A 24,238-nucleotide genomic window follows, 5' to 3' on the forward strand; every position below is an offset into this window, starting at 1 on the left:
CCACCGAGGAGCCCACGGTCCCGCGCCAGCACACCGGCCCCGCCCCCCTCCGGCCGTCCCGCCCCGGCGACACCGCCCCGGCCGCCGCCCCGGCCGCCGGCATTCACCGGTCCGGTGCCCCCGCCGCCGACCCGCTGGACGACCCCGACCCCCAGCGGGCCGCCGACACCGCCGCCGTCGAGAACCTCCTCCGCTGCTGGATCCGGGAGAAGAACCTCCCCGCCCCCGACACCTCCACCCTCCGCGTCCCCCTCGACGCCAGCGGCACCGCCCTCCTCGTCCCCGTCCGCTACTGGTCTCCCACCGGCTGGCACCGCTTCGGCGCCCCCACCCTGGAGGGCCTCCCCTCCACGGCCCCGGCCGTCGACGCCGTCACCCTCGCCGCCCTCCTCAGCCGCGAGACCGGCCGCCCCGAGGCCACCGAGCTGGTCGGTCGCGTCGCCGACTCCGCCCGACGCACCGCCGACTTCCTCGCCGCCCGCCGCCGCGACCCCCGGCCCCACCCCGACGCCGACCTCTTCCTCGCCGCCGAACAGTCCCTCCTCCTCGGCCACCCGCTCCACCCCACCCCCAAGAGCCGCGAAGGACTCTCCGAGGCCGAGGCCCGGCTCTACTCGCCCGAACTCCACGGCTCCTTCCCCCTGCACTGGTTCGCCGTCGACCACTCCCTCCTCGTCTCCGACTCCGCCTGGACGGAGCAGGGCCGCGCCGTCACCGCCGAACAGCTCACCGCCGGCCTGGCCGAAGGGCTCACCCACCCCGCCGGCACCGCCCCCCTGCCCCTGCATCCCTGGCAGGCCCGCGAACTCCTCCACCGCCCCGACATCCGCGCCCTCCTCGACAGGGGCCTCCTCCACGACCTCGGCCCGCACGGCAGCCACTGGCACCCCACCTCCTCCGTCCGCACCGTCCACCGCCCCGGCGCCCGCGCCATGCTCAAGCTCTCCCTCGGCCTGCGCATCACCAACTCCCGCCGCGAGAACCTCCGCAAGGAGCTCCACCGCGGCGTCGAGGTCCACCGCCTCCTGCGGACCGGCCTCGTCGACGAGTGGCAGGCCGCCCACCCCGGCTTCGACATCGTCCGCGACCCCGCCTGGCTCGCCGTCGACACCCCCGACGGCACCCCCGTCCCCGGACTCGACCTGATGATCCGGCACAACCCCTTCGGCCCCGGGGACGACGCCGTCTGCCTCGCGGCCCTCACCGCGCCCCGCCCCTGGCCCGAGACCACCGGTCCCGGAACCACCGGTCCCGGGACCGCCGGGCCTGGGGCCACCGGTCCCGGAACCACCGGGCCTGGGGCCACCGGTCCCGGGACCGCCGGTCCCGGGACCGCCGCGTCTGGGGCCACCGGCATGAGCTCCCGGCTCGCCGACCTCATCGGCCGCCTCGCCGCCCACACCGGCCGCCCCGTCGCCGCCGTCTCCGCCGAGTGGTTCCTCCGCTACCTCGACCAGGTCGTCCGCCCGATCCTGTGGCTCGACGGCCACGCAGGCATCGCCCTGGAAGCCCACCAGCAGAACACCCTCGTCCTCCTGGACCCCGACGGCTGGCCCGCCGGCGGCCGCTACCGCGACAACCAGGGCTACTACTTCCGCGAGTCCCACCGGGCCGAGCTGGAGGCCCGTCTCCCCGGCATCGGCGCCCACAGCGACACCTTCGTCTCCGACCAGGTCACGGACGAGCGCTTCGCCTACTACCTCGGCATCAACAACGTCCTCGGCCTGATCGGCGCCTTCGGCGCCCAGCACCTCGCCGACGAGCGGATCCTGCTCGCCGCCTTCCGCTCCTTCCTCACCTCCGCCACCGGCCTCGGCTCCCCGCTCCCGCACCGCCTCCTCGAAGCGGCCACCCTCCGCAGCAAGGCCAACCTCCTCACCCGTCTCCACGGCCTCGACGAACTCGTCGGCCCCGTGGACACCCAGTCCGTCTACGTCACCATCACCAACCCCCTCCGCCCATGAGCCCCGGGCGGCCCACCACCCGCCGCCCACGCCCGCGTCCCTCCGCGCGTCCCTCCACCACCCACCGAAGGGACGCCCGACCCCGGAAGACCCACCCCATGTCCCCACATCCGGACCCCAGCCTCGAATCCGGCACCACGGCCGCCGCCTCGGACACCGGCACCACCGGCACCACCGGCTCCGCCCTCGCCGGCCGCCTCGACGGCGACCTGCTCGACTCGGTCGCCTCCTGGGCGTCGGCGGACACCCCCTTCGGCCCCTTCCGCCTCGCCCCCGTCCGCCCGGCCGATGACCTGTCCCTGATCACGCGGTGGATGAACGACCCCGCCGTCTCCGCATTCTGGAAACTCGCGGGACCCGCTTTCGTCACCGCTCACCACATTCGCGCCCAGCTCGAAGGCGACGGCCGCAGCGTCCCCTGCCTCGGCGTGCTCGACTCCACCCCCATGAGCTACTTCGAGCTCTACCGCGCCGACCTCGACCCGCTCGCCCGCGCCTACCCGGCCCGTCCGCACGACACGGGTATCCATCTCCTCCTCGGAGGCGCCGCGGACCGAGGCCGAGGCATCGGCACCGCACTCCTGCGCGCGGTCGCCGATCTCGTCCTCGCCCACCGTCCCCACTGCACCCGCGTCGTCGCCGAACCCGACATCCGCAACACCCCCTCTGTCTCGGCCTTCCTCAGCGCCGGCTTCCGCTACGCGGCGGAAATCGAACTGCCCGACAAACGAGCCGCGCTCATGATCCGCGACCGGCCCGTTCGTCACGCTCTGTGACCACTCTCTGTCTTTGATACACCGCTCGACCCACAGCGGTTCCCGATTTCGAGGAGTCTTTGTGACGACGTCCCCAGCACCCCACGACTCCGTACGACCCGCGGCGGCCCCCGACCCCGAGCTGCTCGCGCCCCCCGAGCTCAATCCCACCGCCTGGACCCGTGCCGCCGCCCGCACCCTCGCCAAGGCCCTCGGCGAGTTCGCCTACGAGGAGATCGTCGAACCCGTCCCCGCCGACGGCGACACCGCGGACCGGTACGTCCTCACCCTCGACGACGGCGCCGACCTCACCTTCACCGCCCGCCGCGGGGCCTACGGCGGCTGGCGCGTCGCGCCCGACACGATCACCCTGGACGACCGGCCGCTGACCGACCCCCTCGCCTTCCTCGTCCGCGCCCGCCGCCTCCTCGGACTCGACGGCGCCACCCTCGGGCACCTCATCCGCGAACTCTCCGCCACCCTCGCCGCCGAGGCCCGCCTCGACCACACCGCCCTCACCGCGGACCGCCTCGCCGACCTCCCGTACGCCGAACTCGAAGGCCACCAGACCGGACACCCCTGGCTGGTCCTCAACAAGGGCCGCATCGGCTTCTCCGCCGGCGACGCCGCCCGCTGGGCCCCCGAGGCCCGCCGCGCCACCCGGCTCCCGTGGATCGCGGTGAGCAACCGCCTCGCCGCCTACCGCGGCGTGACCGGGCTCGACACCCCCGACCGCCTGTACGCCCGCGAACTCGACCCGCCCGTCCAGGACGCCTTCCGCGCCGAACTCGCCGCCCGCGGCCTCGATCCCGACGCCTATCTGCTGCTCCCCGTCCACCCCTGGCAGTGGGACGAGATCCTGCTCCCGCTCTTCGCCCCCGCCATCGCATCCGGAGCCGTCGTCCCGCTCCCCGCCGACGGTGACCTCCGCCTGCCGCAGCAGTCCATCCGTACCTTCCTCAACACCAGCCGGCCCGACCGGCACACCGTCAAGCTGCCGCTCTCCGTGCTCAACACCCTCGTCTGGCGCGGACTCCCCACCGAGCGCACCCTCGCCGCGCCCGCCGTCACCGCCTGGGTCCACAGCCTGCGCGACGCCGACCCCTTCCTCCACCGCGAGTGCGGCGTGATCCTCCTCGGCGAGGTCGCCTCCGTCACGGTCGAGCACCCCCTCTACGACCGGCTCCCCGAAGTCCCGTACCAGTACAAGGAACTCCTGGGTGCGATCTGGCGCGAACCGCTCCGCCTGCCGCCCGGCGAGCGCGCCCGCACCCTAGCCTCGCTGCTGCACACCGATCCCGACGGCCGCGCCTTCGTCGCCGAACTCGTCGAGCGCTCTGGACTGGCCCCCGCCGCCTGGCTGCGGCGGCTCTTCGCCGCCCTGCTGCCGCCGCTGCTCCACTTCCTCTACCGCTACGGCACGGTCTTCTCCCCGCACGGCGAGAACGCGATCGTCGTCTACGACGAGCAGGACGTCCCCGTCCGCCTGGCGATCAAGGACTTCGTCGACGACGTCAACATCAGCGCCCACCCGCTCCCCGAACACGACGCCATGCCCGACGACGTCCGCGCCGTCCTCCTCACCGAGGAGCCCGGCTTCCTCACCCAGTTCATCCATTCGGGGCTCTTCGTCGGCGTCTTCCGCTACCTCGCCCCGCTGTGCGAGGAGCAACTGGACATCTCCGAAGCCGACTTCTGGGCACTCGTCCGCGCCGAGATCCTCCGCCACCAGGAGCGGTTCCCCGAGCTGAAGGACCGGTTCGAGCTCTTCGACCTGCTCACCCCACGGATCGAACGGCTCTGTCTCAACCGCAACCGGCTGCACATGGACGGCTACCGGGACCGCTCCGACCGCCCCCACGCCGCCGTACACGGCACCGTCCCCAACCCCCTGGCGTGATCCCGGTGCGTACCCCCGCTGTCGGTGCCGCCCCGTAGGCTGGGAACGCTATGACGAAGCCATCCCTCCCCGACCTCCTCCACGCCGCCGTCGCCGCCGTCGGCGGCACCGAGCGGCCCGGCCAGGTCACCATGGCCGAGGCCGTGGCCGAGGCCATCGACGACAATTCCCACCTGCTCGTCCAGGCGGGCACCGGCACGGGAAAGTCGCTCGGCTACCTCGTGCCGGCGCTCGCGCACGGGGAGAGGGTGGTGGTGGCCACGGCCACGCTGGCGCTCCAGCGCCAGCTCGTCGAGCGTGACCTGCCGCGGACGGTCGACGCGCTCCACCCGCAGCTGCGCCGCCGCCCCCAGTTCGCCATGCTCAAGGGCCGGTCGAACTACCTGTGCCTGCACCGCCTCCACGAGGGGGTGCCGCAGGACGAGGAGGACGGCCTGTTCGACCCCTTCGAGGCGGCCGCGCCCACCAGCAAGCTCGGTCAGGACCTCCTCCGGCTGCGCGACTGGGCGGACGAGACGGAGACCGGCGACCGGGACGACCTCACGCCCGGCGTCTCCGACCGGGCCTGGGCCCAGGTCTCGGTCTCCTCCCGGGAATGCCTCGGCGCGAGCAAGTGCGCCTACGGGGCCGAGTGCTTCGCCGAGGCGGCACGCGAGCGTGCCAAGCTCGCCGACGTCGTCGTCACCAACCACGCCCTCCTCGCGATCGACGCGATCGAAGGCGCCCCCGTGCTGCCCCAGCACGAGGTGCTGATCGTCGACGAGGCCCACGAGCTGGTCTCCCGGGTCACCGGTGTCGCCACCGGCGAGCTCACCCCGGGCCAGGTGAACCGGGCGGTGCGCCGGGCCGCCAAGCTCGTGGACGAGAAGGTCGCCGACCAGCTCCAGACCGCCGCGGAGGGCTTCGAGCGGGTCATGGAGCTGGCGCTGCCGGGCCGCCTGGAGAAGCTGCCGGAGGACCTGGCGTACGCGCTGGCGGCGCTGCGGGACGCGGCCCGCGCCGTGATCACCTCGCTGGGGAACACCCGGGACCGGTCCGTGCAGGACGAGGACGCGGTGCGCAAGCAGGCGATGGCCTCGGTCGAGACCGTGCACGGCGTGGCGGAGCGGATCACCCAGGGCTCCGAGTACGACGTCGTCTGGTACGAGCGCCACGACCGTTTCGGCGCCTCGGTGCGGGTCGCGCCGCTCTCGGTCTCCGGGCTGCTCCGGGAGAAGCTCTTCGCCGAGCGCTCTGTCGTCCTCGCCTCGGCCACGCTCAAGCTCGGCGGCGACTTCAACGGGGTGGGCGCCTCCCTGGGCCTCGCGCCCGAGGGCACCACGGGGGACGACCTGCCCGTCTGGAAGGGCATCGACGTCGGCTCCCCGTTCGACTACCCCAAGCAGGGCATCATGTACGTCGCCAAGCACCTGGCCAAGCCGGCCAGGGACGGCGACCGGGGCGACATGCTGGACGAGCTGACGGAGCTGATCCAGGCGGCGGGCGGGCGGACCCTGGGGCTCTTCTCCTCGATGCGGGCGGCCCAGCTGGCGGCGGAGGAGCTGCGCAGCCGGATCCCCGAGTTCCCCATCCTGCTCCAGGGCGAGGACACCCTGGGCGAGCTGATCAAGAACTTCTCGGCGGACCCGCGGACGTGTCTGTTCGGCACCCTGTCGCTCTGGCAGGGCGTGGACGTGCCGGGTGCCAGCTGTCAGCTGGTCGTCATGGACAAGATCCCGTTCCCGCGCCCCAACGATCCGCTGATGAGCGCCCGCCAGAAGGCGGTCGAGGAAGCAGGGGGGAACGGCTTCATGGCGGTGGCGGCGACGCACGCGGCGCTGCTGATGGCCCAGGGCGCGGGCCGTCTGGTCCGGGCGACGGGCGACCGGGGCGTGGTGGCCGTACTGGACCAGCGGCTCGCCACCGCGCGGTACGGCAGCTATCTGAAGGCGTCCATGCCCGACTTCTGGTACACGACCGACCGCAACCAGGTGCGGAAGTCGCTGGCGGCGATCGACGCGGCCGCGAAGGCGAACGGCGCCTGAGCTTCGGGCAGCGGACGCGCCACGGCCCCGGTGGATACCGGGGCCGGAGGCGAGCCAGGAGCGCGAGACGTACAGCGGGCCCCGGGACCGGCGCAGTGGTTCCCGGGGCCCGGTCGGAGCCGGCGAGGTGGGTCAGACCCGCCGCAGAACGGCGACGACCTTGCCGAGGATGGTCGCCTCGTCGCCGGGGATGGGCTGGTACGCGGCGTTGTGCGGCAGCAGCCAGACGTGCCCGTCCTCGCGCTTGAAGCGCTTGACCGTGGCCTCGCCGTCGAGCATGGCGGCGACGATGTCGCCGTTCTCCGCGACGGGCTGGCGGCGGACGGTGACCCAGTCGCCGTCACAGATGGCGGCCTCGATCATGGAGTCGCCGACGACCTTGAGGACGAAGAGCTCGCCGTCGCCGACGAGCTGCCGGGGGAGGGGGAAGACGTCCTCGACGGACTCCTCGGCCAGGATGGGGCCGCCGGCCGCGATCCGGCCGACCAGGGGCACGTACGAAGCGGCCGGCTTGCCCGTGGTGTCGGTCGGCTGGGTGCTCGGCTGGTCCGAACCGCGGACCTCGTACGCCCGGGGGCGGTGCGGGTCGCGGCGGAGGAAGCCCTTGCGCTCCAGGGCCATCAGCTGGTGGGCCACGGACGACGTGCTGGACAGGCCCACCGCCTGGCCGATCTCGCGCATCGACGGCGGGTAGCCGCGCCGCTGGACCGAGTCGCGGATGACTTCGATGACCCGGCGCTGGCGGTCGGTGAGACCGGAGCTGTCGGCCCTGATGCCTGGCGGCCTGCCGGGGAGGGCGCGGGCGGGACGCCCGGGCTCCTCTCCGTTCATGGCTGTGTCGTTCATGGCGTGCACCGGCTCGAGTCGGCCCTGGGAGCGGTCCTGGGCGGTGATGGTGGCGCTGTCTGCGGTGGTGGTCACGTCGTCGGCCCCTCTCGAATGGTCTCCCTGGCTGGCACAACGGTAGTAGCTTTCGAAAGGTTGCGCCAAACACACGTTCGAGTGAAAATCCGCAGATTGCCTTACGAGTGTGCGGGTGGGGGTGTATGGGAGTGGGTCCCCGGGGGCCGGTCCCGCCCTTACGGTAGCCTTCGCCGCTGGGTTCCCGGGCCCCGGCGCGCCCTCCCAGTCTCCCATCCGCGGAGCACCGACGCGGCTCCGGGGTGCCCGCGACACGCGGGGGTGTCGCAACCTTCCCAACCCAAGATCTAGTGGTTGGATGTCATCGGCCACCCAGGGATAGTGGTCCCCGGTCTGCCGGGGCGTCGTCCATCGCCTATGCTGGTGGTCGCTTCGAGGGCCCTGACGGGCCGCGCGAGGCTGTTCAGTCGTGCCATGAGGAGAGGGTCGTAACCGATGCACTGCCCCTTCTGCAGGCACCCCGACAGCCGGGTCGTGGACAGCCGTACCACCGATGACGGCACGTCGATCCGACGCCGCCGCCAGTGCACCGACTGCGCCCGCCGTTTCACCACGGTGGAGACGTGTTCGCTCATGGTGGTCAAGCGCTCCGGCGTCACCGAGCCCTTCAGTCGCACCAAGGTCATCTCCGGCGTCCGCAAGGCGTGCCAGGGGCGGCCGGTCACCGAGGACGCCCTGGCCAAGCTCGGCCAGCGGGTCGAGGAGGCGGTGCGCGCCACCGGCAGTGCCGAGCTGACCATCCACGACGTGGGTCTGGCCATCCTCGGACCGCTGCAGGAGCTCGACCTCGTCGCGTACCTGCGCTTCGCCTCCGTCTACAAGGCGTTCGAGGGACTCGAAGACTTCGAGGCCGCCATCGCGGAACTCCGCGTGCGGCCTCCCGCTGAGAACAGCGGGACCGGCGCGCCCGAGGTGCCCGTTCCCGCCGGCGCCGCCGACTGACGGCGATCCGGGCCCTCGTGGGCCCGGCCACCGGCCGTGGTACGGCCGTGAAGACCTGCCCCGGGCGACCTGTGCGGTCCCCGTGGGTCAAGCAGTACAGAACGTAGTACAGACGACGGTGCTCTGGGATTATCTGGGCGCCAAAGGGTGTTTTGCCCGTATATGGGAGGCGGCATGACAGAGACGGCGAGCGGCCCGGCACGTGGTTCCCGCACCAAGGGAGCCAAGGCGGCGAGCAAGGGCCTGCGGATCGAGCGCATCCACACCACCCCCGGCGTGCATCCGTACGACGAGGTGAACTGGGAGCGCCGTGACGTCGTCATGACCAACTGGCGCGACGGCTCGATCAACTTCGAGCAGCGCGGCGTCGAGTTTCCCGACTTCTGGTCGGTGAACGCGGTCAACATCGTCACCAGCAAGTACTTCCGCGGGGCCGTCGGCACCCCGCAGCGTGAGACCGGTCTCAAGCAGCTGATCGACCGCATCGTGAAGACCTACACGAAGGCCGGCGAGGACTACGGCTACTTCGCCTCGCCCGCCGACGCGGAGATCTTCGAGCACGAGCTGACCTACGCCCTGCTCCACCAGATCTTCAGCTTCAACTCGCCGGTCTGGTTCAACGTCGGCACGCCGCAGCCCCAGCAGGTCTCCGCCTGCTTCATCCTGTCCGTCGACGACTCCATGGAGTCGATCCTCGACTGGTACAAGGAAGAGGGCATGATCTTCAAGGGCGGCTCCGGCGCCGGCCTGAACCTCTCCCGTATCCGCTCCTCCAAGGAGCTGCTGTCCTCCGGCGGCAACGCCTCCGGCCCGGTCTCCTTCATGCGCGGCGCCGACGCCTCCGCAGGAACGATCAAGTCCGGTGGCGCCACCCGCCGCGCCGCCAAGATGGTCATCCTCGACGTCGACCACCCGGACATCGAGAACTTCATCGAGACCAAGGTCAAGGAGGAGGAGAAGATCCGCGCCCTCCGCGACGCGGGCTTCGACATGGACCTGGGCGGCGACGACATCACGTCCGTCCAGTACCAGAACGCCAACAACTCCGTCCGCGTGAACGATGAGTTCATGAAGGCCGTGGAGTCCGGCGGCAAGTTCGGCCTGCGTGCCCGCATGACCGGCGAGGTCATCGAGGAGGTCGACGCCAAGTCGCTCTTCCGCAAGATGGCCGAGGCCGCGTGGGCCTGTGCCGACCCGGGCATCCAGTACGACGACACGATCAACCACTGGCACACCTGCCCCGAGTCCGGCCGCATCAACGGCTCGAACCCGTGCAGCGAGTACATGCACCTGGACAACACGTCCTGCAACCTCGCCTCGCTGAACCTGATGAAGTTCCTCAAGGACGACGGCAAGGGCAACCAGTCCTTCGACGTCGAGCGCTTCGCCAAGGTCGTCGAGCTCGTCATCACCGCGATGGACATCTCCATCTGCTTCGCCGACTTCCCGACCCAGAAGATCGGCGAGAACACCCGCGCCTTCCGCCAGCTCGGCATCGGCTACGCCAACCTCGGCGCCCTGCTGATGGCGACCGGCCACGCGTACGACTCCGAGGGCGGCCGCGCTCTCGCCGGCGCCATCACCTCCCTGATGACCGGCACCTCGTACAAGCGCTCCGCCGAGCTCGCCGCGGTCGTCGGCCCCTACGACGGCTACGCCCGCAACGCCGAGCCGCACCAGCGCGTCATGAAGCAGCACGCCGACGCCAACGACAAGGCCGTCCGCATGGACGACCTGGACTCGCCGATCTGGGCCGCCGCCACCGAGGCGTGGCAGGACGTGGTCCGCCTCGGCGCCAAGAACGGCTTCCGCAACGCCCAGGCGTCGGTCATCGCCCCGACCGGCACCATCGGTCTCGCGATGTCCTGCGACACCACCGGCCTCGAGCCCGACCTCGCCCTGGTCAAGTTCAAGAAGCTCGTCGGCGGCGGCTCGATGCAGATCGTCAACGGCACCGTCCCGCAGGCCCTGCGCCGCCTGGGTTACCAGGAGGAGCAGATCGAGGCGATCGTCGCCCACATCGCCGAGCACGGCAACGTGATCGACGCCCCCGGCCTCAAGACCGAGCACTACGAGGTCTTCGACTGCGCCATGGGCGAGCGCTCCATCTCCGCGATGGGCCACGTCCGCATGATGGCCGCCATCCAGCCGTGGATCTCCGGTGCCCTCTCCAAGACCGTGAACCTGCCGGAGACGGCCACGGTCGAGGACGTCGAGGAGGTCTACTTCGAGGCGTGGAAGATGGGCGTCAAGGCGCTCGCGATCTACCGCGACAACTGCAAGGTCGGCCAGCCGCTCTCCGCCAAGAAGAAGGAGGACGAGAAGGCCGAGGTGACCGCGAAGACCGAGGCGACGATCCGCGAGGCCGTCGAGAAGGTCGTCGAGTACCGCCCGGTCCGCAAGCGCCTCCCGAAGGGCCGCCCGGGGATCACCACCTCCTTCACCGTCGGCGGTGCCGAGGGCTACATGACCGCCAACTCCTACCCGGACGACGGTCTCGGCGAGGTCTTCCTGAAGATGTCGAAGCAGGGCTCGACCCTCGCCGGCATGATGGACGCCTTCTCCATCGCCGTCTCCGTCGGTCTGCAGTACGGCGTGCCGCTGGAGACCTACGTCTCGAAGTTCACCAACATGCGCTTCGAGCCGGCCGGCATGACCGACGACCCGGACGTGCGGATGGCGCAGTCGATCGTCGACTACATCTTCCGCCGCCTGGCGCTGGACTTCCTGCCCTTCGAGACCCGCTCGGCCCTCGGCATCCACTCCGCCGAGGAGCGTCAGCGCCACCTGGAGACCGGCTCCTACGAGCCGTCCGAGGACGACGTCGACGTCGAGGGGCTGGCCCAGTCCGCCCCGGTCGCCACGGAGCTGAAGGCCGTCGCCGCCCCGGCCCCGGTCGTCAAGGCCGAGGTCCCGGCCCCGAAGCAGGCGCACACCTCGGCGGAGCTCGTCGAGATGCAGCTCGGCATCAGCGCCGACGCCCCGCTCTGCTTCTCCTGCGGTACGAAGATGCAGCGCGCCGGCTCCTGCTACATCTGCGAGGGCTGCGGCTCGACCAGCGGCTGCAGCTGAGACCTGCCGCGGCTGACGAGTGACTGACGAAGGGGACCGGCCGTCGGCCGGTCCCCTTCGGCGTGCCCGGGGCGTGGGCTCAGGCGCGCGCCGTGCCCATCAGGGAGCCGAAGGACTGCGGGTCCGTGTCGAAGCCCCGCTGCAGGGAGCGGAAGGTCCAGCCGGTGGTGGCGCCGCGGACGAATTCGACGACGGTCACGGCGGTGGCTTCGGCGACGCCACCGAAGTCGTACGTCAGCAGTTCCGTGTAGCCCTCGCTGACACGGACCGACGCATGGGCTATCCGGCCGAAGGTCACCCGGCCGCCGCCCTGCTGTATCACCACGCCGACCACCACGCGGGTGTACCGCTCGGCCAGCCGGTCCAGTTCGAGCGTCATCGCCTCGTCGTAGCCGAAGCCCTGGCCCGTACGGCTGTCGCGCTGGAGGGTGATCGTCCCGTCGGGGGAGCGGCTGCCGAAGTGGACGAGCTGGGCGGGTGTGCCGTGGGGGTCGTCGGCGGTGAAGACGGCGGCGACGAGATCCAGGTCGTGCGCCGGCGCGCCCGCCGGCGCCGGATCCCACTTGAGCGCCACCTCGACCTTGCCGACGCCCTTGTTGAGTCCGCTCACGGTGTCTCCCCTTTCCCCGTGTCCCCGCGAGAACCCGTCGTACCGGGTCTTTCTTCATGGTGTCACGCAGCTACGACAGTTGGGCGGGCGCGGGCCGCCGAGTGCGGTTCCCGGGCGCGGACGTGCCGGATCTCGACGCCCGACTGGCGGGAAACGAAGGGTGCTTGACGGGGGTTCACACGGGTCCTCCATCTGTGAGGACGGTCTGCCGGGGCGCTCCTCCGACCCGTACGATGGCGCGGTGCTGGTCAAGTGGATTCGCTGCGCCGTCGTGGACCGTCGAGGGTTCGAGCGGGGGCAGCGGAAGTGGGCGGGGCTGCTCGGGGAGCCGGGTTTCCGGGGGCAGGGCGGCGGCTGGAGCCGGGCCCGTCCCGAGATCGCGCACGTCTTCTCCTTCTGGGAGAGCCGGGCCTTCTACGACTCCTTCATGGCCCGCTCGCACGACCGGCTGGCCGCGGCGCAGTCCGGCACGTACAAGGACGCCCAGGTCAAGCTCTTCGACCACCGCTTCGACGTGAAGACCGGTTTCGAGCCGAAGTTCTCCGACGCGGACGTGGCACGGGTGGCGCACTGCCGTGTCCACGAGGAGCGCGTGGAGCACTTCGCGCTGATGCAGGAGAAGGTGTGGAACCCGGCGATGGCCGGTTCCCCGGGCATGCTGCGGGGACTGTTCGGCGAGGCGCCGGGTCACGAGTTCCTGGTGCTCTCGCTCTGGAACTCCGTCGCGGAGCACGGCAAGTACCGAGAGGAGCGGGTGGAACGCCTCGGCCTGCGGGCGCAGACCGAGGCCGACGTGGCCGCCCTCTCGGGTGATGTGGTGCGGCTCGAACCCACCTGGACCGTCTGAGCGTTCAGCCCTCGCGCTACGGCGTTCCCGCGGAGCCGGCGGCCGTCGCCTCCGTCCGCCGGGTGAAGACGCCTGCCTTCACGGCCGCCAGGGCGGCGTCGGCCGCCTGGTCGGCCAGTTCCCCGTCGACGGGCTCGCGGGTGACGAAGAGGCGGAGGAAGAGGGGGGCCGAGACGGCGCGGACCACCGCGCCGGCGTCCGTCGCGGCGGGGGCCTCGCCGCGGTCGACGGCCCGGGTCACGACCGCTTCGCAGCGGCGGAACCGCTCCGTGTAGAAGGAGTGCAGGGCGTCGGCGGCGCGCGGCGACTGGAACGCCGCGCCGACGAAGGCGGTGGGCGCGGCCGCCCCGGCGGGGTCCTCGAAGCCCTCGACGACCTCCCGGGCGAGGGCGCGCAGGTCACCGGCGAGGCCGCCGGTGTCGGGCGGGGTCCAGTCGTCCTCCCCCGCGAGGTCGAGGGCGTCGGCCACCATGCCCTCCACCCCGCCCCAGCGGCGGTAGAGCGTCGTCTTGTGCACCCCGGAGTGCTCCGCCACGTACTCCACCGTCAGGGCGGGGTAACCGTGTTCGGCCAGCCCGGTGAGGACGGCGTCGCGGACGGCGGCCCGGGTGCGGGCGGTGCGGCCGCCGGGGCGTCGGCTGCCGGGTGCGGGTGCGTCCGGATCCTCGATCGAGTCGTTCAATTGCTACTCCCGTTGCATTAGTGGCTTCGAGTGTGCCACACTCGACATTAACGCAACAGGTGTTGTGTTTACCCTCGCTCCGGGAGGTGCCATGCCCGCACAGATCTCGCTCCACGACGTGACCGTCTCCCGCGGGGAGCGGATACTCCTCGACCGCGTCTCGCTCTCCGTTCGCCCCGGCGAGCGGGTCGGGATCGTCGGGGAGAACGGCGCGGGCAAGTCGACCCTGCTCCATCTGCTGGCCGGCACGGACACGCCGGACGAGGGACGGATCGTCGTCCAGGCCGACGGCGGACTGCGGCTCCTCCGCCAGACCCCCGACCTGCCGGCCGATGCCACGGTGGCCGACGCCGTCGACTCGGCCCTGGCCGACTTCCGCGCCATGGAACTGAGGCTGCGCGCCCTGGAAGCCCGGCTGGACGCCGGTGACGCCGACGACCTCGCCGCGTACGGGGAACTGCTCACCGCGTACGAGCTCCGCGGCGGATACGAGGCCGACGCCCGCATCGACAAGGCGCTCCACGCCCTCGGGATCGCCCACATCACGCGCGACCGCCGACTCGGCAGCCTCTCCGGCGGGGAACAGGCCCGGCTCGGCATCGCCTGCGCCGTCGCGGCCGCCCCCGAGGTACTCCTCCTCGACGAACCCACCAACCACCTCGACGCCACCGCGCTCGACTGGCTGGAGGAAGCCCTCCGCGGCCACCGGGGCACCGTCGTCGCCGTCTCCCACGACCGCGTCTTCCTGGAGCGCGTCACCACCGCGCTCGTCGAGGTCGACACCGACCGCCGGGCCCTCGTCCGCCACGGCGAGGGGTACGCGGGCTTCCGCGCCGCCCGTGAGGCCGAGCGGCGACGACGACGCCAGGAGTTCGAGGAGTGGCGCGCCGAGACCGAACGACTGGAGGCGTACGCGGAGGGCACGGCCCACGCGGTGGCGGCGGGCCGGGGCATGAAGGACAACAACAAGATGGCGTACGACCGGGCCGCCGGCCGCGTCCAGGCATCCGTGTCCGGCCGGGTCCGCAACGCCCGGGAGAGACTGCGACGGCTCAGGGAGGAACCGGTCGCCGAACCGGCCCCGCCCCTCGCCTTCACCGCCCGCCCCGAGACCGGAGCGGTCCGGGGCGAACTGCTCGCCCTGGAGGGGGTCGGGGTCGTGGATCGTCTCGCCGTCGACACCCTGGCCCTCGCGGCGGGCGAACGACTCCTGATCCACGGGGGCAACGGCGCGGGCAAGTCCACCCTGCTGCGGGTCATGGCCGGCGAGCTCGCGCCCGACCGGGGCGAGGTGCGCCGCCGCGGCAGGATCGGCTTCCTGGCCCAGGAGGTCACCGTCAGCCGGCCGGCCCAGCCGCTCCTCGCGGCCTTCGGGCACGGACTGGGACTCGGGCTCGACGAGGACGGCCTGGCCGAACGGATCCTGTCGTACGGGCTGTTCCGGCCGGCCGACCTCACGGTGCCCGTCGGCGCCCTCTCGGCGGGGCAGCGGCGCAGGCTCGCGCTCGCCCGCCTGCTGGCCCGTCCCGCCGACCTGCTGCTGCTCGACGAGCCCGCCAACCACCTCGCCCTCGGCCTGGTGGAGGAGCTGGAGCAGGCCCTGGCGGAGTGGCCCGGCGCCCTTGTGGTGGTCTCGCACGACCGCGCGGTGCGGCGCGGCTTCACCGGACGGATACGCCGGATGGACTCCGGCCGCCTCCTCGACTGAGCCGAACGGGGCGGCTCCCTCTAGGGTCGGAGCATGGCACGACCGCGGCGCATCGTTCTCGTACGGCACGGAGAGTCCGAAGGCAATGTCGACGACACCGTCTACGAACGGGAGCCGGACCATGCCCTCCGGCTCACCGAGACCGGGCGGCGACAGGCCGAGGCGACGGGGGAGCAGCTCAGGGAGCTCTTCGGCGACGAGGCGGTCAGCGTGTACGTGTCGCCCTACCGCCGCACCCACGAGACCCTGCACGCCTTCCGGCTGCCGCCCGGACGGGTCAGGGTGCGGGAGGAGCCGAGGTTGCGGGAGCAGGACTGGGGCAACTGGCAGGACCGCGAGGACGTCCGGCTCCAGAAGGTCTACCGGGACGCGTACGGACACTTCTTCTACCGGTTCGCCCAGGGGGAGTCGGGAGCCGACGTCTACGACCGGGTCGGGGCCTTCCTGGAGAGCCTCTACCGCAGCTTCGAAGCCCCCGACCACCCGCCGAACGTCCTGCTGGTCACCCACGGTCTGACCATGCGGCTCTTCTGCATGAGGTGGTTCCACTGGAGCGTGGCGGAGTTCGAATCACTGTCGAATCCGGGCAACGCCGAGACCCGGGTCCTGCTCCTCGGGGAGGACGGACGCTATCGGCTGGACCGCCCGTTCGAACGCTGGTGTACCCCGGAACCGTACGGCCCCACCGGATAGAGTGGCGCACCGATGACCGCTGACTCCTCATTCGACCGGCGCTTCGACCGCGCCCTCGCCAGTCTGCGCGGACTGGCCGTGGGGGACGCCCTGGGCTCCCAGTTCTTCGTCCCCGCGCACTACCCCCTCCTGAAGCGGCGCGAACTGCCGCCCGGCTCCTGGCAGTGGACCGACGACACGGAGATGGCCTGCTCCGTCCTCGCCGTCCTCGCCCGACACGACCGCATCGACCAGGACGCCCTGGCCTCCTCCTTCGCCGAACACCACGACTTCGACCGGGGCTACGGCCCCGCCGTCAACCGGATGCTCCGGCTGATCCGGGAGGGCGGCGACTGGCGCGAACTGGCCGCGGCGCTCTTCAACGGACAGGGCTCCTGGGGCAACGGCGCCGCGATGCGCATCGCCCCGCTCGGCGCCTGGTACGCCGACGACCCCGAGCAGGCCACCCATCAGGCCGAGATCTCCTCCTACCCCACCCACCAGCACCGCGAGGCCGTCGTCGGTGCCATGGCCGTCGCTGCGGCGGCCGCCCTCGCGGCCGCGCCCACGGGTCCGCCCACCTCCGAGGCGCTACTCGACGGGGTCATCGCCCTGGTCCCGCGCAGCGCGGTCGGCGCCGGGCTGCGCAGGGCCCGCGACATGCTGGACTACGGCGACGCCGGGACCGTCGCGGCGGTGCTCGGCAGCGGCCGGCGGACCAGCGCTCATGACACGGTGCCGTTCGCCCTCTGGTCGGCGGCCCGCGGACTGGGCGACTTCGAGACGACGTTCTGGACGACGGCGCAGGTCGGCGGGGACGTCGACACGACCTGCGCCATCGCCGGCGGCGTGGTGGCCTCCTCGGCGGCGGGCGCGCCCCCGGCCGACTGGCTGGACCGGACCGAGGCCCTACCGGCCTGGGTGCCGCAGGGTACGGCCCGGAGCTGAGCGCGACGGCTGCCCGGACCCCACGGCGTCCGGGCAGCCGCATCGGCCGTCGTTCCGGCCGTCAGGCGACGGGGCCCGCGGCCTCGGCCGTGCCGCTGAGCGCTTCCAGGTCGCTTCTGCGGACCCGGATCACCAGGACCGCGGCGAGCAGCGCGACCGCGACCATCGCCACGCCCGCGGTGAAGGCGGTCGCGATGCCCGAGCTCAGCACCTCGTGGCTCCACGGCGCCGGGACCTCCTTCGTACGCAGGAACTCGGCCTGCTGCTCCGGCGTCGCGGTGGCGAGGAAGTCCGCCACCTGCTTCTCGCCCTCGGTGCGGCTCGCCGTGCCGAAGACCGTCACCAGGATGGACAGGCCCAGCGAGCCGCCCACCTGCTGCGTGGCGTTTAAGACGCCGAACGCCCGGTTGCGTTCCGGCCCTTCGGGGAACCTGGTGGTGATCAGGGCGAGCGAGGTCGGCGAGGCGATCGCGCCGCCCACGCCCTGCAGGGCCCGGGCGGCGAGAAGCTGCCAGGGCTCCTGCGCGAACCGCCGGACTGCCACGGCTCGACGAGGCCCCCGGCCTCGGCAGCGTCCGCGACGAGCTGTACGAGCTCTGCCGCCGCGTCCGCGACGTGATGAACTCGCGCCCCGGCCCGGCCCTGCGCGCGGTGCTTCACGAGTGCGACGAGGAAGCCTCCCTGCGCTTCCGCACCCTGATCGAGACGGGAGTCGTCGGGCTGTCGAAACGGCTCTTCGCCCACGTCCTGGAGCGTGGCATCGCACGTGGAGAGGTGCGTGCCGACGCCCTCGACGATCTCGTGCTCGACGTCATCCCGGCGCTGATGACGTACCGCTCCAAGGTGTGCGGCAGCGAATGGACCGACGCCGAGATGGCCGATGTCATCGACCGGATCATGGTTCCGCTGGTGCGCTCGGCGCCGGCCTGACCGGGCCCGCGGCAGGGAGGCGGAGCGCTTGACGGGAATCCGGGTACCGCACGCGGTACCCGGCGGCGTAACCTGTCAGGCGCCATGCCGTACGAACCCCCTACTCACACCGTCGAGCGGTCGATCCGAGCCACCACGGGCGCCAGGATCGTCGCCGGGGTCGACGAGGTCGGACGCGGGGCGTGGGCCGGGCCCGTCACCGTGTGCGCGGCCGTCACCGGTCTGCGCCGTCCCCCCGAGGGACTGACCGACTCCAAGCTGATCGCCCCGAAGCGGCGCGGCGAGCTCGCCGCCGAGCTGGAGCGCTGGGTCACCGCCTACGCGCTCGGCGAGGCGTCCCCGCAGGAGATCGACGAACTCGGGATGACCGCGGCCCTTCGCCTCGCGGCCGTCCGGGCCCTCGACGGCCTCCCGGTCCGACCGGACGCGGTCATCCTCGACGGCAAGCACGACTACCTCGGCAGCCCCTGGCAGGTCCGCACGGTGATCAAGGGCGACCAGTCCTGCATCGCCGTCGCCGCGGCCTCCGTCATCGCCAAGGTGCGGCGGGACGCCCTGATGGCCCAGCTGGAGGCCGGCCCCGACTGTGCGGGCTACGGTTTCGCGGCCAACGCGGGCTACCCTTCGCCGGTCCACAAGGCCGCGCTCGAGGAGCTGGGGCCCACCCCGTACCACCGGCTCTCCTGGGCCTATCTGGACGCCATGCCCCGATGGCGCCACCTCAAGAAGGTCCGTCTCTCCGCGGAGGCGGCCGCTCTGGAGAGTGGGGGCCAACTCGGCTTCGACTTCTGATCTTCCGGCCGCGGGGCCTCACCGACGAGGCCCCGACGGACCGGGGGCGCACGTGTGTGCCCACCCGACGGTGCCGTCCGAAACGGCATTTGATAGACATCCACCCATGCCTCTCTCTCCCGAGGAGCCTCAGATTCACGAGAGCGCCCAGGGTCCTAGCGCCACCGCGGCCGCCGGCCGCCCCGCGCCGACCCCACGTCCCGTACCCGGTCCGCGTTCGGCGGCCTCCCCGCGTCCCGGTCGGCCGGGCCCCGGTTCGGCCCGCCCCGCCCCGCCGGCCCCGCGGCCCGTCCCGGGTCCGCCCGCTGCCAAGAACCGTGCGGAGAATCGTTCCGCTGACGGTGGCCCGCAGCTCCAGCTCATCCCGGCCCCGGTCGACGGCGCCCTCGACGCCGCCGAGGAGGCCCTCGATCTGCTCCTGGACAGCGGCCGGTCACCCGGCGACGTCCTGGTGCTCACCACCGGTGACCGCCACCCTTGGGCCGCGCACGAGCTGTCCTTCGGCGAGGCCGCCTACTGGGCCCAGCAGGACTCCGCCGAGGACGTGTTCTTCGCGGACGCCGCCTCCGTGGACCGCGTCGCCTCCCGTCCCGTGGTGATCGTCGCCGTCAACGGCGGTGACGACGAGGCGGTCGCCCGCGCGCTTCCGGTCGCCCGGTCGCGAGCGGGTGCGCTGCTCGTGGTCTGCGGTGACTCGCAGCGCGTCACCGCGGTGCTCGGCGCCGGGGTCTGACCGGTCGCGTCTCCGCCGGACCGACAGCGGCCCGGCGGAGCGGCGGACGGTTCAGCGCGCCGCGGCCCTGCGCAGGGGCTCGGCCGCTCCGCCCGCCGTCCTCGGCGTGAGGTGACCGAGCTCGTCGTTCGGCTCGCCGAGTGCGAGCGGAGCGGAGTCCGAGCTCGGCCGACGGCCGCCCCGGCCCTCGCCGAAGACCTGCCAGCCGGCCTTGGTCAGGGTGATGTACGCGCCACAGCGCAGTCCGTGGAGCGTGCAGGCGTCGCGGAGCCCCCACATCCAGGCTCCGTCCTCCTCCGTCCAGCGCTCGTCACCGTCACGGCAGTACACCAGCACCGCGGTCCGCACCGGGGTGCGGCGCCGGAGGTCGTGCGGCACCACGCGCCGCAGATGGGCGAGGAGGGCGTTCCGGAACTCCCACCCGTCGGCGGGGCCGGGGCGGCGGACGAACGAGGCGCTCGCGGTGAGCCGCTCCTCGTGGTCGAGCACCGCCACGACCGCGGTCGTGGGCAGGGGACGATGGCGGGAGTGCAGTCCGCTCACGACCTCACGCGGACTGCGCAGCAAGGGAACTCCGGCCGCGGCCCAGTCGGCCGGCTCCACCATCCGGGCGAGACGGCTCGCAGAGGCGGAGTTCGAGCCGAGCGAGGTGGTGGACGGAGCGAATCCGAGGGTCACGGTCCTCCCTTCGGATACGCGCCCGCGAGGCGGGCAAGGTCGGGTGAGGGCGCAGCACGGCACAGTCCTTCCGGACCGCTTCGAGCCGTGTGGGGCGGTTCCCCAATTCTGGCTTGGCCCGAGCGGGGGCGGCAACGAGCAATTGAGGCGGCTGACGGTAATGAACCGTTATGCCACTGATATCCCTGCCCAGTTACCCAGTATTCACTCGCCGTTCCCCAACCCTTCTCAACCCTGAACGGCGAGCACCAGAGGAAAGACTCCTTCCGCTCCGGAACGGAGCAGCAGCCGGGCGGCCACGGCCAGGGTCCAGCCGGTGTCGGACAGGTCGTCCACCAGGAGCACGGGACCGCCGGCCGCGGCCACCCGCTCAGCGACTCCGGGCGGCACCTCCAGGGCCCGGTGCAGCCCGATCACGCGCTGGGCGCTGTTGGTCCGGGACAGGTGCGTGTTCTCCGCCTCGGGCACGTACTCCACCGCTCCGAGCAGGGGCATCCGCCCGATCTCGGCGATCCGTGCGCCCAGCGAGCCGACCAGGGCCGGGCGCCGCCGCGAGGCGACCGTGACCACACCGGCCGGCCGCGGCGGGGCGTCGGAGCCGCCGGACGCCCAACCGCCGGGCCCCTTCGCCCAGTCGGCGAGCACCTGGACCACGGCCTGCACCACATCGTCCGGCACCGGCCCGTCCGGCGTCGACTCGGCCAGCAGCGGCCGGAGCCGGTTGCCCCAGCCGATGTCCGACAGCCGTCCGAGGGCACGGCCGGCGAACGCCTGCTCGCCCGCCGGGATGCGGCCCTTCAGATCGACTCCCGCGGCGGCCAGCCCCGTCGGCCACATCCGGCGCGGTTCCACCTCCACGCCGGGACGGCCCAGTTCGCCCCGGGCCGCGTCCAGCGCCGCGCCCGTCACCTTCGGGTCGAACCGTGGGCCCGCGCAGTTGTCGCAGCGACCGCAGGGCGCGGCCGCCTCGTCGTCCAGCCGGCGCCGCAGGAACTCCATGCGGCAGCCGGTCGTGGTGGCGTACTCGCGCATCGCCTGCTGCTCGGCGGAACGCTGTCGGGCCACCCACGCGTACCGTTCGGTGTCGTACACCCACGGCTGTCCGGTGCTCTCCCAGCCGCCCTTGACGCGCCGCACGGCGCCGTCCACGTCCAGGACCTTGAGCATGGTCTCCAGCCGGGTCCGGCGCAGTTCGACCAGCGGCTCGAGGGCGGGCAGCGACATCGGCCGGCCCGCGTCGGCGAGCACGGCGAGGGTCCGGCGCACCAGTTCCTCCGGCGGGAAGGCGACGGAGGCGAAGTACTGCCAGATCGCCTCGTCCTCCTTGCCCGGCAGCAGCAGCACCTCCGCGTGTTCCACCCCACGTCCGGCGCGGCCGACCTGCTGGTAGTACGCGATGGGGGAGGACGGCGAGCCGAGGTGCACGACGAAGCCGAGGTCCGGCTTGTCGAAGCCCATGCCGAGCGCCGAGGTCGCCACCAGCGCCTTCACCCGGTTCGCCAGCAGGTCCTCCTCGGCCTGCTGGCGGTCCGCGTTCTCCGTGCGTCCGGTGTACGAGGCGACCGTGTGCCCGCACTGGCGGAGGTAGGCCGTGACCTCCTCGGCCGCCGCGACGGTCAGCGTGTAGACGATGCCGGAGCCGGGCAGCTCGTGGAGGTGGTCGGCGAGCCAGGCCAGGCGGTGGGCCGCGTCCGGCAGGGTGACCACGCCGAGGCTGAGCGACTCGCGGTCCAGCGGGCCGCGCAGGACGAGGGCGTCGGTGCCCGCGCCGGTGCCGAGCTGTTCGGCGACGTCCGCGGTCACCCGGGCGTTCGCGGTGGCGGTGGTCGCGAGCACCGGCACTCCGGCCGGAAGGTCGGCCAGCATGGTGCGCAGCCGTCGGTAGTCGGGCCGGAAGTCGTGTCCCCAGTCGGAGATGCAGTGCGCCTCGTCCACCACCAGTAGTCCCGTGGCGGCGGCCAGCCGCGGCAGGACCTGGTCGCGGAAGTCCGGATTGTTCAGCCGCTCGGGGGAGACGAGCAGGACGTCGACCTCGCCGGCGGCGATCTCCTCCTGGACGCTCTCCCACTCCTCCGAGTTCGACGAGTTGATCGTGCGCGCCCGGATTCCCGCCCGGGCCGCCGCGTCCACCTGGTTGCGCATGAGCGCGAGCAGCGGCGACACGATGACCGTGGGCCCGCTGCCGCGCTCGCGCAGCAGGGAGGTCGCCACGAAGTACACGGCGGACTTGCCCCAGCCGGTCCGCTGGACGACCAGCGCCCTGCGGTGGTCGGCGACCAGCGCCTCGATGGCGCGCCACTGGTCCTCACGGAGTCTCGCCGTGCCGGTCGGGTCTCCGACGAGTCGGGCCAGTACGGCGTCGGCGGCGGTGCGGAGCGCTGCGCGGTCTTCCGGGAGGTCTGCGTGGGTCATGCGTCCCATGCAACCCGATGCCTCGGACATTCGGCGAACGCGCCGGCGATCTGTGGACAGTGCATATCGGTTCATCAGGTCGTATGAGTTAGTTATCCACAGGGGTTGTCGGAAATCGGAGATCACGAGACGGTCCTCGCCATGAACGCGAACCACCACGAAATCAGCGCATCCACCCGAGGCCAGCAGATCACCCTGCGCAGCGCCGCCGAGCTCGCCGACGCCCTGCCGTTCGTCCTCGGCTTCCACCCGACCGATTCGATCGTGCTCGTCGCCCTGCACGGCGCGAACGGACGCTTCGGCGGCCGGGTCAGGATCGGCATTCCCCGCTCGCCCGGCGAGTGGGACTCCACCGCGGACCACCTCGCCGAATGTCTCGTCGAGACATCGGCCCAGCGCACCTCGCCCCCCGACGGCATCGTCGGCTTCCTCTGCCAGGACCCGTCGTCCGACGAGACCGCCGGCGAGGTCTACGAGCGGCTGCGGCCGCTCGCCCAGCGGCTCCGGACCGCCTGCGGAGCCCTCGACATCCCCGTCTACGAGGTGCTGTGCATCTCCGGCGGCCGCCACTTCTCGTACTGCTGCCCCGACGAGCGCTGCTGCCCGCCCGACGGCACCCCCCTCGCCCTCACCGGCACCTCGGTCATGGCCGCCGCGGCGGCGTACGCGGGAATCCAGGTGCGCGGCTCGCTGCGGGAGATGGAGGCCCGCTTCAAGCCCACCGGCGCACCCGGGGAGGCACAGCAGCGATCCGCGCTCGATGCCGCCGCGGCCCGGATCGTCCCCCTCGTCGTGGACGGAGCGGAGGAGCAGGGCAAGGCGCGACTGCGGGATACGACCCTGGCCCTCGCGGGCCGGCTCCTGGGCAGGTTCGCCGAACCGCCGCGCCAGGTCGGGCCGGACGGCGTCCGCCGCGGCCAGGCGGCGATCGACGCCGACGACGACGCCCGCGTCGAGCCCGCCGAGGCTGCCGCGGTCATCCTCGGGCTCCAGGACCGGATCGCCCGCGACCGCCTCGCCGAATGGATGGAGGGAGCCGAGGGCCTCGCCGCCGTGCGGCTCTGGCGCGTCCTCGCTCGGCGCTGTGTCGCCCCCTACCAGGAGTACGCCGCCGCCCCTCTGACCCTCGCCGGCTGGGCCGCCTGGTCCACCGGCGACGAACCCACCGCGCGCGTCGCCCTCAACCTCGCCCTGGACGCGGATCCCGAGTACGTCTTCGCGCGGCTGCTGCACCAGGCGTGCAACGAGGGCCTCGCGCCCGAATCGCTACGCTCCTGCCTGCGCGGCGAACGGGAGAACCGCGTGGCGGCGGAGAAGACCGCCGCCGCGCACGCCCGCCGCACCCGGACCCGGACCCGCACCCGAGGCGCCCGGCCCGGCGGACCGCGGCCGGCGCTCCCGAAGGCGGGGGCGGGCGGCGTCCGGCGGGGACGCGGGGCGCCGGGTTCGCGGCCTGCCGGGCGTGCCTCCACTCGGCCGGGCGGCCCCGCCCCGCGGCACGGGGGCCGGCGCGGCACGAGGAGTGGCCGATGACGACCGTGACCCCGCACACCACCCGACCGTTCACGTCTGTGGCGGAGCCGGGCGAGCCGTGCCGCCGACACCCTGCCGGCCGTCCGGATCGCACAGAGAGCACGCCGCACCCCTC

20 protein-coding genes are annotated in these 24,238 nt (G+C 72.6%); 14 read left to right on the forward strand and 6 right to left on the reverse strand.

Annotated features, from left to right (window positions below):
• The 4 genes from IF73_RS42150 to IF73_RS0122185 form a co-directional block, all read left to right on the forward strand.
• Window positions 1-1,964 (forward strand): IucA/IucC family siderophore biosynthesis protein (locus IF73_RS42150; RefSeq protein WP_051717143.1); only part of this gene is annotated, 1,964 nt, incomplete at its 5' end.
• 98 nt (window positions 1,965-2,062) lie between these two features.
• Complete coding sequence (locus IF73_RS0122175) at window positions 2,063-2,740, forward strand: GNAT family N-acetyltransferase (RefSeq protein ID WP_107049309.1); 678 nt, start codon at window positions 2,063-2,065, stop codon at window positions 2,738-2,740.
• A 61-nt stretch (window positions 2,741-2,801) separates the two neighbouring features.
• The gene (locus IF73_RS0122180; protein ID WP_031010803.1) at window positions 2,802-4,619 is read left to right on the forward strand and encodes an IucA/IucC family protein; all 1,818 of its coding nucleotides are present in this window, start codon (window positions 2,802-2,804) and stop codon (window positions 4,617-4,619) included.
• A 50-nt stretch (window positions 4,620-4,669) separates the two neighbouring features.
• The gene (locus IF73_RS0122185) at window positions 4,670-6,643 is read left to right on the forward strand and encodes an ATP-dependent DNA helicase (protein WP_031010804.1); all 1,974 of its coding nucleotides are present in this window, start codon (window positions 4,670-4,672) and stop codon (window positions 6,641-6,643) included.
• A gap of 132 nt (window positions 6,644-6,775) precedes the next feature.
• On the opposite strand, the gene lexA is transcribed toward IF73_RS0122185, so the two are convergent.
• Window positions 6,776-7,564: a transcriptional repressor LexA gene (lexA, locus tag IF73_RS0122190; protein WP_031010805.1), complete on the reverse strand. Its 789-nt coding sequence runs from the start codon at window positions 7,562-7,564 to the stop codon at window positions 6,776-6,778.
• A 435-nt stretch (window positions 7,565-7,999) separates the two neighbouring features.
• On the opposite strand from lexA, the gene nrdR reads away from it, so the two are divergent.
• The gene (gene nrdR, locus IF73_RS0122195; protein ID WP_031010806.1) at window positions 8,000-8,506 is read left to right on the forward strand and encodes a transcriptional regulator NrdR; all 507 of its coding nucleotides are present in this window, start codon (window positions 8,000-8,002) and stop codon (window positions 8,504-8,506) included.
• 174 nt (window positions 8,507-8,680) lie between these two features.
• Window positions 8,681-11,578, forward strand: coding sequence for a vitamin B12-dependent ribonucleotide reductase (locus IF73_RS0122200; protein WP_031010811.1), 2,898 nt, complete (start codon window positions 8,681-8,683; stop codon window positions 11,576-11,578).
• 79 nt (window positions 11,579-11,657) lie between these two features.
• Here the strand turns inward: IF73_RS0122200 and IF73_RS0122205 are convergent, their stop codons facing one another.
• Window positions 11,658-12,188 (reverse strand): TerD family protein, encoded by a 531-nt coding sequence (locus IF73_RS0122205; RefSeq protein WP_031010814.1) that lies wholly within the window; start codon window positions 12,186-12,188, stop codon window positions 11,658-11,660.
• A 241-nt stretch (window positions 12,189-12,429) separates the two neighbouring features.
• Here IF73_RS0122205 and IF73_RS0122210 point away from each other — a divergent pair, with 241 nt between their 5' ends.
• Window positions 12,430-13,035, forward strand: a complete 606-nt coding sequence (locus IF73_RS0122210) for a YdbC family protein (RefSeq protein ID WP_031010816.1) — start codon at window positions 12,430-12,432, stop codon at window positions 13,033-13,035.
• A gap of 16 nt (window positions 13,036-13,051) precedes the next feature.
• Here IF73_RS0122210 and IF73_RS0122215 read toward each other — a convergent pair whose 3' ends face one another.
• Entirely contained in the window at window positions 13,052-13,717 is a 666-nt protein-coding gene (locus IF73_RS0122215) for a TetR/AcrR family transcriptional regulator (protein WP_031010818.1), read from the reverse strand.
• Between the two features lie 91 nt (window positions 13,718-13,808).
• Between IF73_RS0122215 and IF73_RS0122220 the strand changes: the two genes are divergently transcribed.
• Genes IF73_RS0122220 through IF73_RS0122230 form a run of 3 tightly spaced genes read left to right on the forward strand, consistent with a single transcriptional unit; the run spans window position 13,809 to window position 17,045 of the window.
• On the forward strand, window positions 13,809-15,425 hold the full coding sequence (locus IF73_RS0122220) for an ABC-F family ATP-binding cassette domain-containing protein (protein WP_031010821.1): 1,617 nt from the start codon (window positions 13,809-13,811) through the stop codon (window positions 15,423-15,425).
• Window positions 15,426-15,458: 33 nt separating this feature from the next.
• Window positions 15,459-16,118, forward strand: a complete 660-nt coding sequence (locus IF73_RS0122225) for a histidine phosphatase family protein (protein WP_031010824.1) — start codon at window positions 15,459-15,461, stop codon at window positions 16,116-16,118.
• 12 nt (window positions 16,119-16,130) lie between these two features.
• A complete protein-coding gene (locus IF73_RS0122230) occupies window positions 16,131-17,045 on the forward strand; it encodes an ADP-ribosylglycohydrolase family protein (RefSeq protein ID WP_031010826.1) in 915 nt (304 codons plus the stop codon).
• 61 nt (window positions 17,046-17,106) lie between these two features.
• On the opposite strand, the gene IF73_RS0122235 is transcribed toward IF73_RS0122230, so the two are convergent.
• Window positions 17,107-17,589 (reverse strand): MFS transporter, encoded by a 483-nt coding sequence (locus tag IF73_RS0122235; protein WP_031010828.1) that lies wholly within the window; start codon window positions 17,587-17,589, stop codon window positions 17,107-17,109.
• On the opposite strand from IF73_RS0122235, the gene IF73_RS0122240 reads away from it, so the two are divergent.
• The 3 genes from IF73_RS0122240 to IF73_RS39130 all read left to right on the forward strand — a co-directional run bounded on the left by IF73_RS0122240 (window position 17,583) and on the right by IF73_RS39130 (window position 19,500).
• Window positions 17,583-17,975: a TetR-like C-terminal domain-containing protein gene (locus IF73_RS0122240; protein WP_078868191.1), complete on the forward strand. Its 393-nt coding sequence runs from the start codon at window positions 17,583-17,585 to the stop codon at window positions 17,973-17,975. The two genes, IF73_RS0122235 and IF73_RS0122240, sit on opposite strands and share 7 nt — an antisense overlap.
• An 84-nt stretch (window positions 17,976-18,059) precedes the next feature.
• Entirely contained in the window at window positions 18,060-18,767 is a 708-nt protein-coding gene (locus IF73_RS0122245; RefSeq protein WP_031010831.1) for a ribonuclease HII, read from the forward strand.
• Window positions 18,768-18,873: 106 nt separating this feature from the next.
• Entirely contained in the window at window positions 18,874-19,500 is a 627-nt protein-coding gene (locus IF73_RS39130) for a hypothetical protein (protein WP_063833469.1), read from the forward strand.
• 51 nt (window positions 19,501-19,551) lie between these two features.
• On the opposite strand, the gene IF73_RS0122255 is transcribed toward IF73_RS39130, so the two are convergent.
• Both IF73_RS0122255 and IF73_RS0122260 read right to left on the reverse strand, forming a co-directional pair.
• The gene (locus tag IF73_RS0122255) at window positions 19,552-20,178 is read right to left on the reverse strand and encodes a hypothetical protein (RefSeq protein WP_031010835.1); all 627 of its coding nucleotides are present in this window, start codon (window positions 20,176-20,178) and stop codon (window positions 19,552-19,554) included.
• Window positions 20,179-20,406: 228 nt separating this feature from the next.
• On the reverse strand, window positions 20,407-22,590 hold the full coding sequence (locus tag IF73_RS0122260) for a RecQ family ATP-dependent DNA helicase (RefSeq protein WP_031010837.1): 2,184 nt from the start codon (window positions 22,588-22,590) through the stop codon (window positions 20,407-20,409).
• A gap of 141 nt (window positions 22,591-22,731) precedes the next feature.
• On the opposite strand from IF73_RS0122260, the gene IF73_RS0122265 reads away from it, so the two are divergent.
• Window positions 22,732-24,123: a DUF4192 domain-containing protein gene (locus tag IF73_RS0122265; RefSeq protein WP_031010840.1), complete on the forward strand. Its 1,392-nt coding sequence runs from the start codon at window positions 22,732-22,734 to the stop codon at window positions 24,121-24,123.
• Window positions 24,124-24,238: the final 115 nt, after the last annotated feature.

The organism is Streptomyces sp. NRRL F-5727, assembly GCF_000719555.1.
GTDB lineage: Bacteria > Actinomycetota > Actinomycetes > Streptomycetales > Streptomycetaceae > Streptomyces.